General features: G+C 65.7%; 13 protein-coding genes. 7 read left to right on the top strand and 6 right to left on the bottom strand.

Annotated features, from left to right (window positions below; all coding sequences use genetic code 11):
* Positions 1-83 precede the first annotated feature (83 nt).
* From DNX69_RS25110 to DNX69_RS25090, 5 genes are read left to right on the top strand one after another with little or no spacing between them, the layout of a single operon-like run.
* Positions 84-950 carry a branched-chain amino acid ABC transporter permease gene (locus DNX69_RS25110; protein WP_110788727.1) on the top strand — a complete coding sequence of 289 codons (867 nt, stop codon included), beginning with the start codon at positions 84-86 and terminating at the stop codon, positions 948-950.
* Positions 950-1,978 (top strand): branched-chain amino acid ABC transporter permease, encoded by a 1,029-nt coding sequence (locus DNX69_RS25105; protein WP_165825324.1) that lies wholly within the window; start codon positions 950-952, stop codon positions 1,976-1,978. Before DNX69_RS25110 ends, DNX69_RS25105 begins: the two co-directional genes overlap by 1 nt.
* Positions 1,975-2,727 carry an ABC transporter ATP-binding protein gene (locus tag DNX69_RS25100; protein WP_110788726.1) on the top strand — a complete coding sequence of 251 codons (753 nt, stop codon included), beginning with the start codon at positions 1,975-1,977 and terminating at the stop codon, positions 2,725-2,727. The genes DNX69_RS25105 and DNX69_RS25100 overlap by 4 nt, the downstream gene beginning before the upstream one ends.
* The gene (locus DNX69_RS25095; RefSeq protein ID WP_110788776.1) at positions 2,720-3,436 is read left to right on the top strand and encodes an ABC transporter ATP-binding protein; all 717 of its coding nucleotides are present in this window, start codon (positions 2,720-2,722) and stop codon (positions 3,434-3,436) included. Before DNX69_RS25100 ends, DNX69_RS25095 begins: the two co-directional genes overlap by 8 nt.
* Before the next feature lie 15 nt (positions 3,437-3,451).
* Positions 3,452-4,573, top strand: coding sequence for a cobalamin-independent methionine synthase II family protein (locus tag DNX69_RS25090; protein WP_110788725.1), 1,122 nt, complete (start codon positions 3,452-3,454; stop codon positions 4,571-4,573).
* Between the two features lie 231 nt (positions 4,574-4,804).
* Here DNX69_RS25090 and DNX69_RS25085 read toward each other — a convergent pair whose 3' ends face one another.
* The 6 genes from DNX69_RS25085 to DNX69_RS25060 all read right to left on the bottom strand — a co-directional run bounded on the left by DNX69_RS25085 (position 4,805) and on the right by DNX69_RS25060 (position 11,037).
* Positions 4,805-5,509, bottom strand: coding sequence for an ABC transporter ATP-binding protein (locus DNX69_RS25085; RefSeq protein ID WP_110788724.1), 705 nt, complete (start codon positions 5,507-5,509; stop codon positions 4,805-4,807).
* A complete protein-coding gene (locus DNX69_RS25080) occupies positions 5,502-6,284 on the bottom strand; it encodes an ABC transporter ATP-binding protein (RefSeq protein WP_110788723.1) in 783 nt (260 codons plus the stop codon). Before DNX69_RS25080 ends, DNX69_RS25085 begins: the two co-directional genes overlap by 8 nt.
* Positions 6,281-7,225 (bottom strand): branched-chain amino acid ABC transporter permease, encoded by a 945-nt coding sequence (locus tag DNX69_RS25075; protein WP_110788722.1) that lies wholly within the window; start codon positions 7,223-7,225, stop codon positions 6,281-6,283. The genes DNX69_RS25080 and DNX69_RS25075 overlap by 4 nt, the downstream gene beginning before the upstream one ends.
* Positions 7,226-7,228: 3 nt before the next feature.
* Complete coding sequence (locus DNX69_RS25070; RefSeq protein ID WP_110788721.1) at positions 7,229-8,101, bottom strand: branched-chain amino acid ABC transporter permease; 873 nt, start codon at positions 8,099-8,101, stop codon at positions 7,229-7,231.
* A gap of 168 nt (positions 8,102-8,269) precedes the next feature.
* Positions 8,270-9,451 carry an ABC transporter substrate-binding protein gene (locus DNX69_RS25065; protein ID WP_110788720.1) on the bottom strand — a complete coding sequence of 394 codons (1,182 nt, stop codon included), beginning with the start codon at positions 9,449-9,451 and terminating at the stop codon, positions 8,270-8,272.
* Between the two features lie 275 nt (positions 9,452-9,726).
* Positions 9,727-11,037, bottom strand: coding sequence for a UDP-glucose dehydrogenase family protein (locus DNX69_RS25060; protein WP_110788719.1), 1,311 nt, complete (start codon positions 11,035-11,037; stop codon positions 9,727-9,729).
* A 205-nt stretch (positions 11,038-11,242) separates the two neighbouring features.
* Between DNX69_RS25060 and DNX69_RS25055 the strand changes: the two genes are divergently transcribed.
* Both DNX69_RS25055 and metK read left to right on the top strand, forming a co-directional pair.
* Positions 11,243-12,595, top strand: coding sequence for a hypothetical protein (locus DNX69_RS25055; RefSeq protein WP_110788718.1), 1,353 nt, complete (start codon positions 11,243-11,245; stop codon positions 12,593-12,595).
* Positions 12,596-12,661: 66 nt separating this feature from the next.
* Positions 12,662-13,858: a methionine adenosyltransferase gene (metK, locus tag DNX69_RS25050; RefSeq protein WP_110788775.1), complete on the top strand. Its 1,197-nt coding sequence runs from the start codon at positions 12,662-12,664 to the stop codon at positions 13,856-13,858.
* Positions 13,859-13,918 lie beyond the last annotated feature (60 nt).

The raw sequence follows: 13,918 nt of genomic DNA, 5'->3' as shown, positions 1-13,918 counted from the left end.
ACCCCTGCAGGGAGTATGGATTCCGGGCCTGCGCCCCAACAGGGGCGCATCCCGGAATGACGAACGCTGATGATTGAATCGCGATGACCCTGCTCACTATTCTGTTCGACGGTGTCGCCTACGGCATGCTGCTGTTCGTGCTTGCGTGCGGGCTGGCGGTGACGCTGGGGCTGATGAATTTCGTCAACCTCGCCCACGGCGCGTTCGCGATGGCCGGCGGCTATGTCTGCGCCGTGCTGGTCAATCAGGCAGGCTGGCCGTTCCTTGCGGCGCTGCCGCTCGCCTTCCTCGCCAGCGCCGCGATCGGCGCGGTGCTGGAGCGGCTGCTGTATCGGCATCTCTACACGCGCTCCCACCTCGACCAGGTTCTGTTCAGTGTCGGTCTGGTGTTCATGTCGGTCGCCGCGGTCGACTACATCATGGGATCGTCCCGCGTGTTCATGCAGCTGCCGGAGGCGCTGCAAGGGCAGATCGACCTATTCGGCGTCGGTATCGGTCGCTACCGGCTGATGATCATCGTGATCTGCGGTCTCTTGACGGTCGGGCTGCAATTGACGCTGGCGAAGACGCGGTTCGGCAGCCGGCTGCGCGCCGCGGTCGATGATCCGCGCGTCGCATCCGGCCTCGGCATCAACGTGCCGCAGGTGTTCGCACTGACCTTTGCGTTTGGGTGTGGGCTCGCCGGGTTCGGCGGCGCGCTCAGCGCCGAAATCCTTGGGCTCGATCCGTATTTCCCGCTGAAATTCATGATCTACTTTCTGATCGTCGTTACCGTCGGCGGCTCGTCCTCGATCACCGGGCCGTTCCTCGCCTCGCTGATGCTCGGCATCGGCGACGTCGCCGGCAAATACTATTTGCCCAAGCTCGGGCCGTTCGTGATCTACACCATCATGATCGTGATCCTGATCTGGCGTCCCAACGGCCTGTTCGGCCGCACCGCGGCGCGCTGATGACCATGTCGACCCCTCCCGAAATCGTTGGCTTCCACGCTCGTCGCAGCGCGCGCTGGCACTGGTCTGAATTGGCGTTCTGGGCCGTGCTGATCGGCTGTGGCCTGCTGTTTCCGTCCCGCTATCTGATCATGACCGAGATCGTGCGGCTCGGGCTGTTCGCGCTGTCGCTCGACCTGATCCTCGGCTATGCCGGGATCGTCTCGCTCGGCCATGCGGCGTTCTTCGGCGTCGGCGCCTACAGCGCCGGCCTGCTCGCGCTGCACGGCATCGTCGGCGAGCCGGTGCTGGCGCTGCTGGTCGCGGGCCTCGCTGCGGCGGTGCTCGGCTTCGCCACCAGCTTCCTCGTCATCCGCGGTGTCGATCTCACCCGGCTGATGGTGACCCTCGGCATCGCGCTGTTGCTGGAAGCGCTGGCGGAGCGGTTCTCCGACATCACCGGCGGCACCGATGGCCTGCAGGGCATCGTGATGCAGCCGTTGCTCGGCGTGTTCGAGTTCGACATCTTCGGCAAGGTCGGGTTCTGGTACACGCTCGCGGTGCTGTTTGTGCTGTTCCTGCTGGCACGCCGGGTGGTGCATTCGCCGTTCGGCCTGAGCTTGCGCGCGATCCGCAACAATCCGCTGCGCGCCTCGGCGGTCGGCATCCCGGTCAACACCCGGCTGGTGGCGATCTATAGCTTCGCGGCGTTCTACGCCGGCATCGCCGGCGCGCTGTTCACCCAGACCACCCAGCTCGCCTCGCTCGACGTGTTTTCGTTCGAGCGCTCGGCCGATCTGATCCTGGTGCTGGTGCTCGGCGGCACCGGTTATCTGTACGGCGGACTGATCGGCGCGGTGGTGTTCAAGCTGCTGCAGGAGACGTTCTCGATCCTGACGCCGCAATATTGGCTGTTCTGGATCGGGCTGGTGCTGGTGGTGATCGTGATGATCGGCCGCGAGCGGCTGCATCGCTGGGTGCTGTTCTTGCCGCGCAGGATCGCGCGCGCGGTGCGGGACGGCAAGCCGGCGGCGGGAGGCGCGGAATGACCCTGGCGCTGCAGACCATTGGCCTGGAAAAGCACTTCGGCGGTCTCGCCGTCACCCGTGATCTGTCGCTGAACGTCGAAGCCGGCGCGCGCCACGCGCTGATCGGCCCGAACGGCGCCGGCAAGACCACGGTGATCAACCAGCTCACCGGCGTGCTCAAGCCGAACGGCGGCCGCATCCTGCTCGAAGGCCACGACATCACCCATATGCCGGTGCACAAGAGGGTGCTGCGCGGGCTGTCACGCACCTTCCAGATCAACCAGCTCTATGCCGATCTGACACCGCTCGAGACCATTGGGCTTGCCGTGTCGGAGCGCTCGGGCCATGGCGGCGATTGGTGGAGGCGGATGGGCACCCGCGCCGACATCAACGGCGAGATCGCCGAGAACCTCGAGCGCTTCAAGCTGCTCGACGTGATGAACGAGCCGACCGGCACGCTACCCTATGGCAAGCAGCGGCTGCTCGAGATCGCGGTGGCGATCGCCACCAAACCAAGGGTGCTGCTGCTCGACGAGCCTGCCGCCGGCGTGCCGGAAAGCGAGCGCCATGACATTCTCGCCGCGGTCGCCGGCCTGCCGCGCGAGGTGACGGTGCTGCTGATCGAGCACGACATGGACCTGGTGTTTTCGTTCGCCGACCGGATCTCGGTGCTGGTCTCCGGTGCGCTGCTGACCGAAGGCACGCCCGACGAAGTGGCGCGGGATCCGCAAGTGAAGGCGGTGTATCTCGGCGAGGATGCCGATGTCTGATCTGCTTGCGATCGATAAGCTCCGCGCCGGCTATGGCGAGGCGGTGGTGCTGCCGTCGATGTCGCTGCGTCTCGCCGAAGGCGAAGTGCTGGCGTTGCTTGGCCGCAACGGCACCGGCAAGACCACGCTGATCAATTCCATCGTCGGCGTCACCCGCCGCTTCTCCGGCACCCTTGCGGTCGGCGGCGTCGACGTCACCGCGCTGCGCCCGGATCAGCGGGCGCGCGCCGGCATCGGCTGGGTGCCGCAGGAGCGCAACATCTTCAAGTCGCTCACCGTGGAAGAGAATCTCACCGCGGTGGCGCAGCCTGGGCCATGGACGGTGGCGCGGGTCTACGAGATGTTTCCGCGGCTCGAGGAGCGCCGCAGCAATTTCGGCAATCAGCTCTCCGGCGGCGAACAGCAGATGCTGGCGATCGGCCGTGCGCTGACGCTCAATCCGAAGGTGCTGCTGCTCGACGAGCCGACCGAGGGGCTGGCGCCGATCATCGTTGACGAATTGCTAACCGCGCTCGGCAGCATCACCCGATCCGGCGGCATCTGCTCGATCATCGTCGAGCAGAACGCGCGAAAAATCCTCCGGCTCGCCGATCGGGTTGTGATATTGGAACGCGGCGCGATCGTGCATGATGCGGCGAGTGCGGCGCTGAAGGACGATGCCGCGACGCTGGAGCGCTATCTGGGCGTCTCCGGCGGGGCCAAGAGCTGACTTTGGGGAGTTGAAATGACGCAAAGAACAAAGCCACCGTTCCGCGCCGACGAGGTCGGCAGCCTGCTGCGGCCGCAAAAGATCAAGGAAGCCCGCGCCAAGCTGGAGAAGGGCGAGATCACCGCCGCCGAGCTGAAGGCGGTCGAGGACATGGAGATCGAAAAAGTCGTCCACAAGCAATCGGCGATCGGGCTGAAGCTGGCGACCGACGGCGAGTTCCGCCGCTCGTGGTGGCACTTCGATTTCCTCAGCCATCTCACCGGTTGCGAACTCTACCATCCCGACACCGGCATTCAGTTCGCCGGCGTGCAGACCCGCAACGATTCGATCCGCGTCGTCGGCAAGCTCGACTTCCCCGACGATCATCCGATGCTCGATCACTTCCGCTTCCTGAAGAAGCACGCCGAGATCGCGCATGTGACGCCGAAGATGACGATTCCGTCGCCGGCGGTGCTGCACTTCCGCGGCGGCCGCAAGGCGATCTCCAGTGACGTCTATCCGGATCTCGACGGCTTCTTCGAGGATCTCGCCAAGACCTATCGCAAGGCGGTGAAGGCGTTCTACGACGCCGGCTGCCGCTATCTGCAGTTCGACGACACCGTGTGGGCGTATCTTTGCTCGCAGGACGAACTGCAGAAGGCGCGCGCCCGCGGCGACAATCCGGACAATCTGCAACAGATCTACGCTCGGGTGATCAACTACGCGATCGCCGACCGGCCGTCCGACATGGTGATCACCACCCACGTCTGCCGCGGCAATTTCCGCTCGACCTGGATCTCGTCGGGCGGCTACGAGCCGGTGGCCGAGACGCTGCTCGCCGGCATCAACTACGACGGCTACTTCCTGGAATACGATTCCGAGCGTGCCGGCGGCTTCGAACCGCTGCGCTTCCTGCCGAAGGGCAACAAGGTCGTGGTGGTCGGGGTCATCACCTCGAAGTTCGGCGAACTGGAGAGCAAGGACGCGATCAAGCGCCGGCTCGAAGAGGCGTCGAAGTTCGTGCCGCTCGAGCAGCTCGCGCTCTCGCCGCAATGCGGCTTCGCCTCGACCGAAGAAGGCAACATCCTGTCCGAGCAGGAGCAGTGGGACAAGCTGCGCCTCGCGGTGGAAGTCTCCTGGGACGTTTGGGGGAAGTAGCGTCTTCTTTCGAGCCTTTGGATCTGCGTGATGGCCGGGCTCGTCCCGGCCATTTGCGTTTTTTTGGTCCAGCGTCATTCCGGGGCGCTCGCGAAGCGAGCGAACCCAGAATCCAGATGTTGTTGCGACTCCGGGTGCGCCACAACCGCGAGATTCCGGGTTCGCGAGCTGGCGCTCGCGCCCCGGAATGACCGTGTGGGGTGGAATGACGACGTGCCTGATCGGTCGCCGTCAGTCGATGCCCAGATACGCCGCCTTCACCTTCGGATCGGTGAGCAGCTCTGCGGCGGGGCCGCTGTGCACGATCCGGCCGGTTTCGATGACGTAGCCACGGTCGGCGATTTCGAGAGCGGCCGCGGCGTTCTGTTCGACCAGCATGATGGTGATGCCACTGTTGCGCATTGCCACCACGGCGTCGAGGATCTGGTCGACCAGGATCGGCGACAGCCCGAGCGAGGGCTCGTCGAGCAGCAGCAATTTGGGTTTGCCCATCAGCGCCCGGCCGATCGCCAGCATCTGCTGTTGGCCGCCGGACAGGCCGCTGGCTTGCTGGTCGCGCTTGTCCTTCAGGATCGGAAACATCGAATAGACGCGCTCGCGGTCGGCCTCGATGCCGTCGTCCCTGCGCAAATAAGCGCCGAGCCTGAGATTGTCGGCGACACTGAGCGGGCCGAATATCTGCCGGCCTTCGGGCGACTGGGTGATGCCGAGGCCGACGCGCTTGTGCGGCGCCAGCTTGTCGATGCGTTGGCCGAGAAACCGGATTTCTCCGCCGGACACCGGCTGCACGCCGGACAGCGCCCGCAGCAGCGTTGTCTTGCCGGCGCCGTTGGAGCCGATCAGCGCGACGACTTCACCGGCGCGTACCTCGAGGCCGATGCCCTTGAGCACGTCGATCCGGCCGTAGCCGCTGTGCAGGTCCTTCACCTCAAGCACGCGCCGCCTCCCGCGCGCCGTGGCGGCCGAGATAGGCTTCCGCCACCAGCGGATTGTGCCGGACTTCTTCAGGCGTGCCTTCGACCAGCATCCGGCCCTGATTGAGCACCAGGATGCGATGCGAGATCTTCATCACCAGCTTCATGTCGTGTTCGACCAGCACCACCGCGATGCCCTGGTCGGCGACGCGGCAGATCAGCCGGTCGATTTCCTCGGTCTCGACCGAATTGCACCCGGCTGCCGGCTCGTCGAGCAGCAGCACCCGCGGCTCGGCGGCGAGCGCGCGGGCAATCTCCAGCCGCTTGCTTGCGCCATACGACAGGGAGCCCGCCGCGACGTCGGCGACATCGCGCAGCCCGACCTGATCGAGGAGCGTCAGCGCCGCCGCGCGGGTGGCTTGGTTCTGCCGCGTCACCGAGGGCAGGCGCAGCAGATCGGCGAACAGGCTGCAGCGCTCCTGCAGATGCCGGCCGACCATCACGTTCTCGGCGGCGGTCATACGGTGAAAGATCTGCAGGTTCTGGAAGGTGCGCGACAGGCCGCGGCTGGCAAGCGAGTCCGGAGGCAGGCCGGTGACGTCGCGGCCGTCGAGCTCGATCCGGCCGTGATCGGCGGCGTACATGCCGGAGACGACGTTGAACAGCGTGGTCTTGCCGGCGCCGTTCGGGCCGATGATCGACAGGATCTCGCCGGGCGCGACCGAAAAGCCGACGCCGTCGATCGCCTTGACGCCGCCGAACGAGATGCCGACATCGCTGGCCTTCAGCAGGCTCATGACCGCGCTCTCCTTGCCAGCTTCGCCAGCATCGGAACCATGCCGTCGCGCATGAAGATCATCGACACGATGATGATCAGACCAAGCAGGAAATGCTCGTAGTCCTGAAACACGGTGAGCAATTGCGGCAGCACCACCAGCAGGGCGGCGCCGACGATACTGCCGACGATCGAGCCGAGGCCGCCGAGCACCACCATCGTCACCAGCTCGACCGAATGCAGGAAGCCGGCCTGATCCGGATTGACGAAGCCGTTCATCATCGCCAGCGCCGAGCCGGCGATCGAGGCGTACACCGCGGCGATGACGAACGCCTGCAGCTTGAACCTTTCGACATGCACGCCGGCGGTGCGTGCCGCGACCTCGCTGTCGTGCAACGCGCGGAACGCGCGCCCCGTCGGCGTGTCGTCGAGGTTGAGCGCGAACCAGGTGCCGATCAGCAGGAGCCCGGCCGTGATCCAGTACCAGGTCGTCGAGCCGGAGACGCGCCAGCCGAACAGGCTGAGCTTCGGCACCGGCATCCCATCGGGGCCGCCGGTCCAGCCGCTTTCGGTGGTGATCACCATCGCCACCAGCACGCCGAGCCCGAGCGTGGCGATGGCGAGATAATGCCCCTTCAGCCGCAGGATCGGCCGGCCAACCAGAAAGGCGAGCAGGGCGGACAGCAGGGCGCCGGCCAGCACCGCGAGCAGTGCGTTGAGGCCGAGATGCATCGGCAGAATCGCCACCGCATAGGCGCCGATGCCGAAGAAGCCGGCGTGGCCCAGGCTGACCTGGCCGGCCTTGCCCATCAGAATGTTGAGCCCGATCGCCGCCAGCGCCGACACCCACACCAGCGCGGCGACGCGGAAGTAATAGCTCGACGGAAACAGCAGCGGCAGCACCGCCATCACCAGCGCGAGCGCGATCAGAATGGCGGACCGGCGGCCGAGCAGGTTCGGCATCGCTCAGACCCGCTCGACGTTGCGGCGGCCGACCAGCCCTTGGGGCGCGACGAACAGCACGGCGAGGATGACGATGAAGGCGATGGCGTCCTTGTAGGTCGACGACACATAGCCGGCGCCGAAGGATTCCAAGAGGCCGAGTAGCAGCCCGCCGATCACCGCGCCGAGCGGGTTGCCCATGCCCCCTAACATCGCCGCGGCGAAGCCCTTCAGCGCCAGCAGAGTGCCGACGTCGTAGCTGGTCAGGGTGATCGGCGTGATCAGAATGCCGGCGATGGCGCCGATCGCGGCCGAGCCGCCGAACGCCAGCGCCATCACGGTGGCGACGTTGACGCCGACCAGCTGCGCCGCCAGCCGGTTCGCGGCGGTGGCGACCACCGCCTTGCCGATCAGCGTCCGCTCCATCACGTAATACAGCGTCAGCACCACCAGCGCCGCGCCGCCGAGCACCCATAGGCTCTGCGGCTGGATCACTGCGCCGAGCAGATGGATCGGCGCGTCGCCGGAGAACGCCGGCAGCTTGTGGAACTGCTTGTCGAACACGATCTGCGCCGCGCCGCGCAGCAGGATCGAGGCGCCGATGGTGATGATGATCAGCGACACCGCCGAGGCGCCGCGTGCCGGCGCGATCGCCAGCCAATACAGCAACAGGCCGACGATCACCGCGGCGATCACCGCCAGCACGGCCGCCAGCGGCAGCGGCACGCCGGCCGCATAGGCGATCACGGTGACCATGCCGCCGAGCATGACGAATTCGCCCTGCGCGAAATTGACGACATCGGCGGCGTGATAGACCAGCGTGAAGCCGAGCGCGACCAGCGCATACACCGCTCCGACGGTCAGCCCCGAGATCAGGAATTGCAGAAGTTCGGACATGGCGCTCGGAGTGACTTTCAGATCGATTGAACGCGCGGCGGATCGCCCAGGGCACTCGTCATTCCGGGGCGCGCGTGAGACGCGCGAACCCGGAATCCAGACGTTGTTGGGTCGAGATTCCGGGTTCGCGGGCTGGCGCCTGCGCCCCGGAATGACTCGCGATTGTGCTCAGCTTCCCGGCTGTACCAGCGTCCAGTCGCCGTTCTTGACCTCGAGCATCCGGAACGCCGACAGGTCGAGGCCGAGGTGGTCGGTCGGCGACATGGTGACGATGCCGCCGGTGCCGACGAAGCCCTTGGTCTTTTCGATCTCGTCGCGGACCTTCTTCGGGTCGGTCGATTTCGTCCGCTTCATGGCGTCGACCAGGATGTACAGGCCGTCATAGGCATGGCCGCCGAAGGTCGAAACCGGCTGCTTGGTGGTGTCTTCGTAGGTCTTCTTGTAGTCGGCCACGACCTTCTTCTGCGGGTCGTTGTCCGGCAGCTTGTCGGCGACCAGCAGGGCCGCGGCGGGCAGTCGCACGCCTTCGGCCGCGGGGCCGGCGAGTTCGATGAAGCTCTTCGAGGCGACGCCGTGGCTCTGGTAGAACGGCGTCGACGACATCCCGAGCTGTGCGTAGTTGCGGGTGACGATCGCTGGGCCCTGACCGAAGCCGGGATTGACCACCGCCTCGACGCCGGCGGTGTTCTTGATCTTGGTGAGCTGCGCCGTCATGTCGCTGTCGCGCGGGCCGTAGGTTTCTTCGGCCACGATGCTGACGCCGTAGTTTGGTGCGACCTTGAGGCACTGCGCCCGCATCGACGAGCCGAAGCCGTCGGTGCCGGAGATCATCGCCACCTTGGTCAATTTGCGCGCCTTGATGTTCTCGAAGATCTTCTCGCACGCCATCTTGTCGGTGTGCGGCGTCTTGAACACGTATTTGCGTACCGGATCGATGATCTCGACCGCGCCGGCGAACGAGATGAACGGGATCTGCGCCTCCTCGAACACCGGGATCATCGCCATGGTGGTGCCGGTGGTGGAGCCGCCGATCATCGCCACCACCTTGTCGTCCTCGACCAGGCGGGTGGCGAAGGTGCGCGCCTTGTTGGCGTCGCCGCCGTCGTCATAGACGACCAGCTCGATCTTCTGGCCGTCGACGCCGCCGGCGGCGTTGATCTTGTCGACGTACATCTTCAGCGTCTTGTCCTCGGGATCGCCGAGAAACGACGCCGGGCCGGTGATCGACAGCACCGAGCCGAGCTTGATGGTCGAGGCCGCCAAAGCGGTGTGCATCAGCGAAAAGCTCGACAGCGCCAAGGCCGTCGCGCCGACGGCGACGCTGCGCAGGACATGCGTGTAGTGAGCCATGAATCCGTTTCCTCCGTTGCAGGCCCGCGCGCTTCTTCCGAGCGTCTTCGGCCTGATCCAATCCCGGTGTCTTATACGACGCCGACCGCGCCGATCGCACCTTATGCTTTCTGCTGATCGTAATGCTTAACCGAACGGTCGGTCAATAGTGTTGCGTAAACGCGCGCGTGTACGCCCGCTCGCGCTAAGCGAGATCGGATCTGACGACGGGGAGGGAAGAAGACCGCGCGACCGCAGGGACTTCCCAGCGGAATCAGCGGCTCCAATGCGCGCGACTACGCGTCGCCGCGGCCGACGCTGTGATAGCTGAAGCCGTGCTCGGCCATTTCGGCGGGGCGGTAGATGTTGCGCAGGTCGACGACGATCGGCTGCGCCATCGCGGCTTTCAGCCGCGGCAGGTCGAGCGCACGGAATTGCACCCATTCGGTGACGATCACCAGCGCGTCGGCACCCTTGGCGCAGTCGTAGGCGTCGTCGCAATAGGTGATGTCCGGCAGCTCGGCCTTGGCGTGGTCCATGCCGGCGGGATCGAACGCCTTCACCTTGGCGCCCATGTCGAGCAGGCCGGTCACCAGCGGGATCGACGGCGCCTCGCGCATGTCGTCGGTGTCCGGCTTGAAGGTGAGGCCGAGCACCGCGACGGTCTTGCCGCGCATGTTGCCGCCGAGCGCTGCTGACACCTTGCGTGCCATCGCGCGCTTGCGGTTGTCGTTGACCGCCATCACCGCCTCGACGATGCGCAGCGGCGCCTCGTAATCGAGGCCGATCTTCACCAGCGCGCGGGTGTCCTTGGGGAAGCACGAGCCGCCGAAGCCGGGGCCAGCGTGCAGGAATTTGGCGCCGATCCGGTTGTCCATGCCGATGCCGCGGGCGACGTCCTGGACGTCGGCGCCGACCTTTTCGGCGAGGTCCGCCATCTCGTTGATGAAGGTGATCTTGGTCGCCAGGAAGGCGTTGGCGGCGTATTTGATCAGCTCGGCGGTGCGCCGCGCGGTGTACATCAGCGGGCCCTGGTTCAGCGACAGCGGACGGTAGATCTCGCCCATCACCTTGCGGGCGCGCTCGTCATTGGTGCCGATCACGATGCGGTCCGGGAACTTGAAGTCGCGGATCGCCGCGCCCTCGCGCAGGAACTCCGGATTCGAGGCGACCGCCGCGTCAGCGGTGGGATTGGTCTCGCGGATCAGCCGCTCGACCTCGTCGCCGGTGCCGACCGGGACCGTCGACTTGGTCACCACGACCGTGAAGCCCTGCAGGGCAGCGGCGATTTCCTTTGCGGCCGCATACACATAGGACAGGTCTGCATGGCCGTCGCCGCGCCGCGACGGGGTCCCAACGGCGATGAACACCGCGTCCGCTTCGCCCACCGGGGCGGTCAGGTCGGTGGTGAAGTCGAGCCGCCCGGCCTTGACGTTGGCCGCCACCAGCTCGTCAAGTCCTGGTTCGTAGATGGGAATTTCGCCGCGATGCAGGGCCGCGATCTTGCCGGCATCCTTGTCGACGCAGGTCACCTGGTGGCCGAAATCGGCGAAACATGCCCCCGATACCAGTCCGACATAACCCGTTCCGATCATCGTGATGCGCATGGCTCGATCCGTCTCGTGAGGCGCCCGGACCCGCCGGACTCGCCCGCGTCTTAGCAGACGGATTGCGGTTTCCCAATGACAGTTTGTTAGGTTCAAGTCGAAGTTTGTACCGAAATATCGACGGTATCCGTCCGATCGTTGCACTTCCGGCGGTGGGAAATGCGTGCTAAGAGGGGTGATCAATTCGGAACTGCCCACCCGCCGCATGAACAACGACCAGCTTCTCAGCCGGATATCCGACTACTGCCGTCAGGCCGGGATGGCCGAGACGACATTCGGCCGGCGTGCGGTCAATGACGGCAAGCTGGTGTACCGGCTGCGCGAGGGCAAACGCATTACGCTGGATACGTTGGAGCGGATTGAGGCTTTTGTTGCTGCTGGGCTGGGCGTTGCGCCGCCGCCGCGGGGGCTGGTGGTGCCGCTGGAGCGCCGCGACCCGCGCAGCAACTTCCGGTTCTTCGAGAACCGCCAGAAATATCTATTGTTCGTCCACACTTGCGGGGAAAAGCGGGTGGTGGCGGACCGCGTCGCGCTGGAGCTCGCCAACATCCACCCGCGCCCGCCCGCGCTGCGCGTGTTCGATGCGGGCTGCGGCGACGGCACGGTGCTGGCGCGCGTGCTGCGTGCGATGCATGGGCGGTTTCCGCAGATACCGTTCTACGTCTCCGGCAAGGAGCTCAGCGTCGAGGACCTGCGGCTGACGCTCGACAAGGTGCCGGACCGGCTGTTCGAGCACCCGGCCTCGGTGTTCGTGTTCACCAACATGAACTACGCCGAGGCGCCGTGGCTGACGCCGGCGTCGTCCGCGGCCGCCGCCGGGATGATCTGGCACGAGGTGGCGCTGCGCGGCGGCTCCTCGGGCGAATTCGAAACCCAGATCGCCGAGCTGGCGCCGTTCCTGCAGGACAATTGGCGCGCCAATGTCAGCCCGCGCACCGGGATGCCGGTGTACGAGCGCCCGGTCGCGATCGTACTGTACCGCGAGGACCACCGCTTCCTGCTCGACGCGGTGATCCCGCGCGCCGGCCGCACCGAGGCCAATTTCGACCTGATCGTCGCCTCGCAGCCGTACCGGGCAAAATCATCCGTCAACTTCCGGGCCAAGCGGATCATCGCGCCGCTGGCCCGTGCGCTGCGCCCCGGCGGCCGGCTGATCGGCATCCACTCCCACGGCCACGATCCCGGATTGGAAATCGTCCAATCGATCTGGCCCGACGAGAACCCGTTCTCGGTCAGCCGCCACGAATTGTTGCGCGCGGTCAAATACGAGCTCGGCTCGGCTGGTAGAGACCTGAACTTCAACGCCTACGCCGATAACCGCTCGATCTTTCGCTACGACATGGAGGCTTTGCCCAATGAGGTCACCGGACCGATCGGCAATTCGACGGCCTTTGCAGCATGGAATGCCGCGGTGTATGTCGCGCAGATCGAGGACGATCGGATCACCGAGGTGACCCGGGACGGCCAGTACTTGGAAGCCACCAGAGAGGTTCTGCGCAAGCACAGCGGTCTCTGGTTCAACGACGAATCCTACGTCATCTCGCGCAGGCGCGACTGACATCTCGACAGGATGACTATCTTTCACGAAAACACCGCCGAAGCTCCGGCGGACAAGGGGTTACTGATGCGCGCGTCTTATATGTTCACGAGTGAGTCCGTGTCCGAAGGCCATCCGGACAAGGTCTGCGACCGGATCTCCGACGAGATCGTCGATCTGTTCTACCGCGAGGGGCCGAAGGCCGGCATCGATCCGTGGGCGATCCGTGCCGCCTGCGAGACGCTCGCGACCACCAACAAGGTGGTGATCGCCGGTGAGACCCGCGGCCCGGCCTCGGTCACCAACGAGCAGATCGAGCAGGTGGTGCGCGACGCCATCAAGGACATCGGCTACGAGCAGGACGGCTTCCACTGGAAGACCTGCGACATCGAGATCCTGCTGCATCCGCAGTCGGCCGACATCGCGCAGGGCGTCGACGCGCTGCAGCCCGGCACCAACAAGGAAGAGGGCGCCGGCGACCAGGGCATCATGTTCGGCTACGCCACCAACGAGACCCCGGACCTGATGCCGGCGCCGATCTTCTACGCCCACAAGATCCTGCGGCTGATCTCGGAAGCCCGCCACTCCGGCAAGGAGAAGATTCTCGGCCCCGACTCCAAGAGCCAGGTGACGATCCAGTACGAGAACGGCAAGCCGCAATACGTCCGCGAGATCGTGGTGTCGCATCAGCATTTGGTCGAGGATCTGACCTCGAACCAGGTTCGCGACTGCGTCGAGCCCTATGTGCGTCAGGCGCTGCCCGACGGCTGGATCACCGACAAGACGATCTGGCACATCAACCCGACCGGCAAGTTCTTCATCGGCGGCCCGGACGGCGACTCCGGCCTTACCGGCCGTAAGATCATCGTCGATACTTACGGCGGCGCGGCCCCGCATGGCGGCGGTGCGTTCTCCGGCAAGGACCCGACCAAGGTCGACCGCTCGGCGGCCTATGCGGCGCGCTACCTCGCCAAGAACGTCGTCGCCGCCGGCCTCGCCGACAAATGCACCCTGCAGCTCGCTTACGCGATCGGCGTGGCGCGGCCGCTGTCGATCTACATCGACACCCACGGCACCGGAAAGGTGTCCGAGGACAAGCTCGAGACCATCGTGGCCGAGGTGATGGACCTGACCCCGCGCGGCATCCGCACCCATCTCGACCTCAACAAGCCGATCTACGCCCGGACCTCGTCCTACGGCCATTTCGGCCGCACCCCGGACGCCGACGGCGGCTTCTCCTGGGAGAAGACCGATCTTGCCGACGCCATGAAGCGTGCGGTGTAAGTGAGAAAGTAAGCCCACGGCCGGCGTCTCACCTCTCCCCGCGCGCGGGGAGAGGTCGGC

Source organism: Rhodopseudomonas palustris, from assembly GCF_003226555.1.
GTDB lineage: Bacteria > Pseudomonadota > Alphaproteobacteria > Rhizobiales > Xanthobacteraceae > Rhodopseudomonas > Rhodopseudomonas palustris_I.
Note: the sequence above shows the minus strand (reverse complement) of the source record. Positions and strands in the feature narration are given on the sequence as shown.

What these genes read in the sequence shown, in the direction of transcription:
- DNX69_RS25055 (WP_110788718.1), top strand. Translation starts at nt 11,243, where the DNA reads ATGAACAACGACCAGCTTCTCAGCCGGATATCCGACTACTGCCGTCAG.
- metK (WP_110788775.1), top strand. Translation starts at nt 12,662, where the DNA reads ATGCGCGCGTCTTATATGTTCACGAGTGAGTCCGTGTCCGAAGGCCAT.
- DNX69_RS25105 (WP_165825324.1), top strand. Translation starts at nt 950, where the DNA reads ATGACCATGTCGACCCCTCCCGAAATCGTTGGCTTCCACGCTCGTCGC.
- DNX69_RS25060 (WP_110788719.1), bottom strand. Translation starts at nt 11,037, where the DNA reads ATGCGCATCACGATGATCGGAACGGGTTATGTCGGACTGGTATCGGGG.
- DNX69_RS25070 (WP_110788721.1), bottom strand. Translation starts at nt 8,101, where the DNA reads ATGTCCGAACTTCTGCAATTCCTGATCTCGGGGCTGACCGTCGGAGCG.
- DNX69_RS25080 (WP_110788723.1), bottom strand. Translation starts at nt 6,284, where the DNA reads ATGAGCCTGCTGAAGGCCAGCGATGTCGGCATCTCGTTCGGCGGCGTC.
- DNX69_RS25075 (WP_110788722.1), bottom strand. Translation starts at nt 7,225, where the DNA reads ATGCCGAACCTGCTCGGCCGCCGGTCCGCCATTCTGATCGCGCTCGCG.
- DNX69_RS25065 (WP_110788720.1), bottom strand. Translation starts at nt 9,451, where the DNA reads ATGGCTCACTACACGCATGTCCTGCGCAGCGTCGCCGTCGGCGCGACG.
- DNX69_RS25110 (WP_110788727.1), top strand. Translation starts at nt 84, where the DNA reads ATGACCCTGCTCACTATTCTGTTCGACGGTGTCGCCTACGGCATGCTG.
- DNX69_RS25095 (WP_110788776.1), top strand. Translation starts at nt 2,720, where the DNA reads ATGTCTGATCTGCTTGCGATCGATAAGCTCCGCGCCGGCTATGGCGAG.
- DNX69_RS25090 (WP_110788725.1), top strand. Translation starts at nt 3,452, where the DNA reads ATGACGCAAAGAACAAAGCCACCGTTCCGCGCCGACGAGGTCGGCAGC.
- DNX69_RS25100 (WP_110788726.1), top strand. Translation starts at nt 1,975, where the DNA reads ATGACCCTGGCGCTGCAGACCATTGGCCTGGAAAAGCACTTCGGCGGT.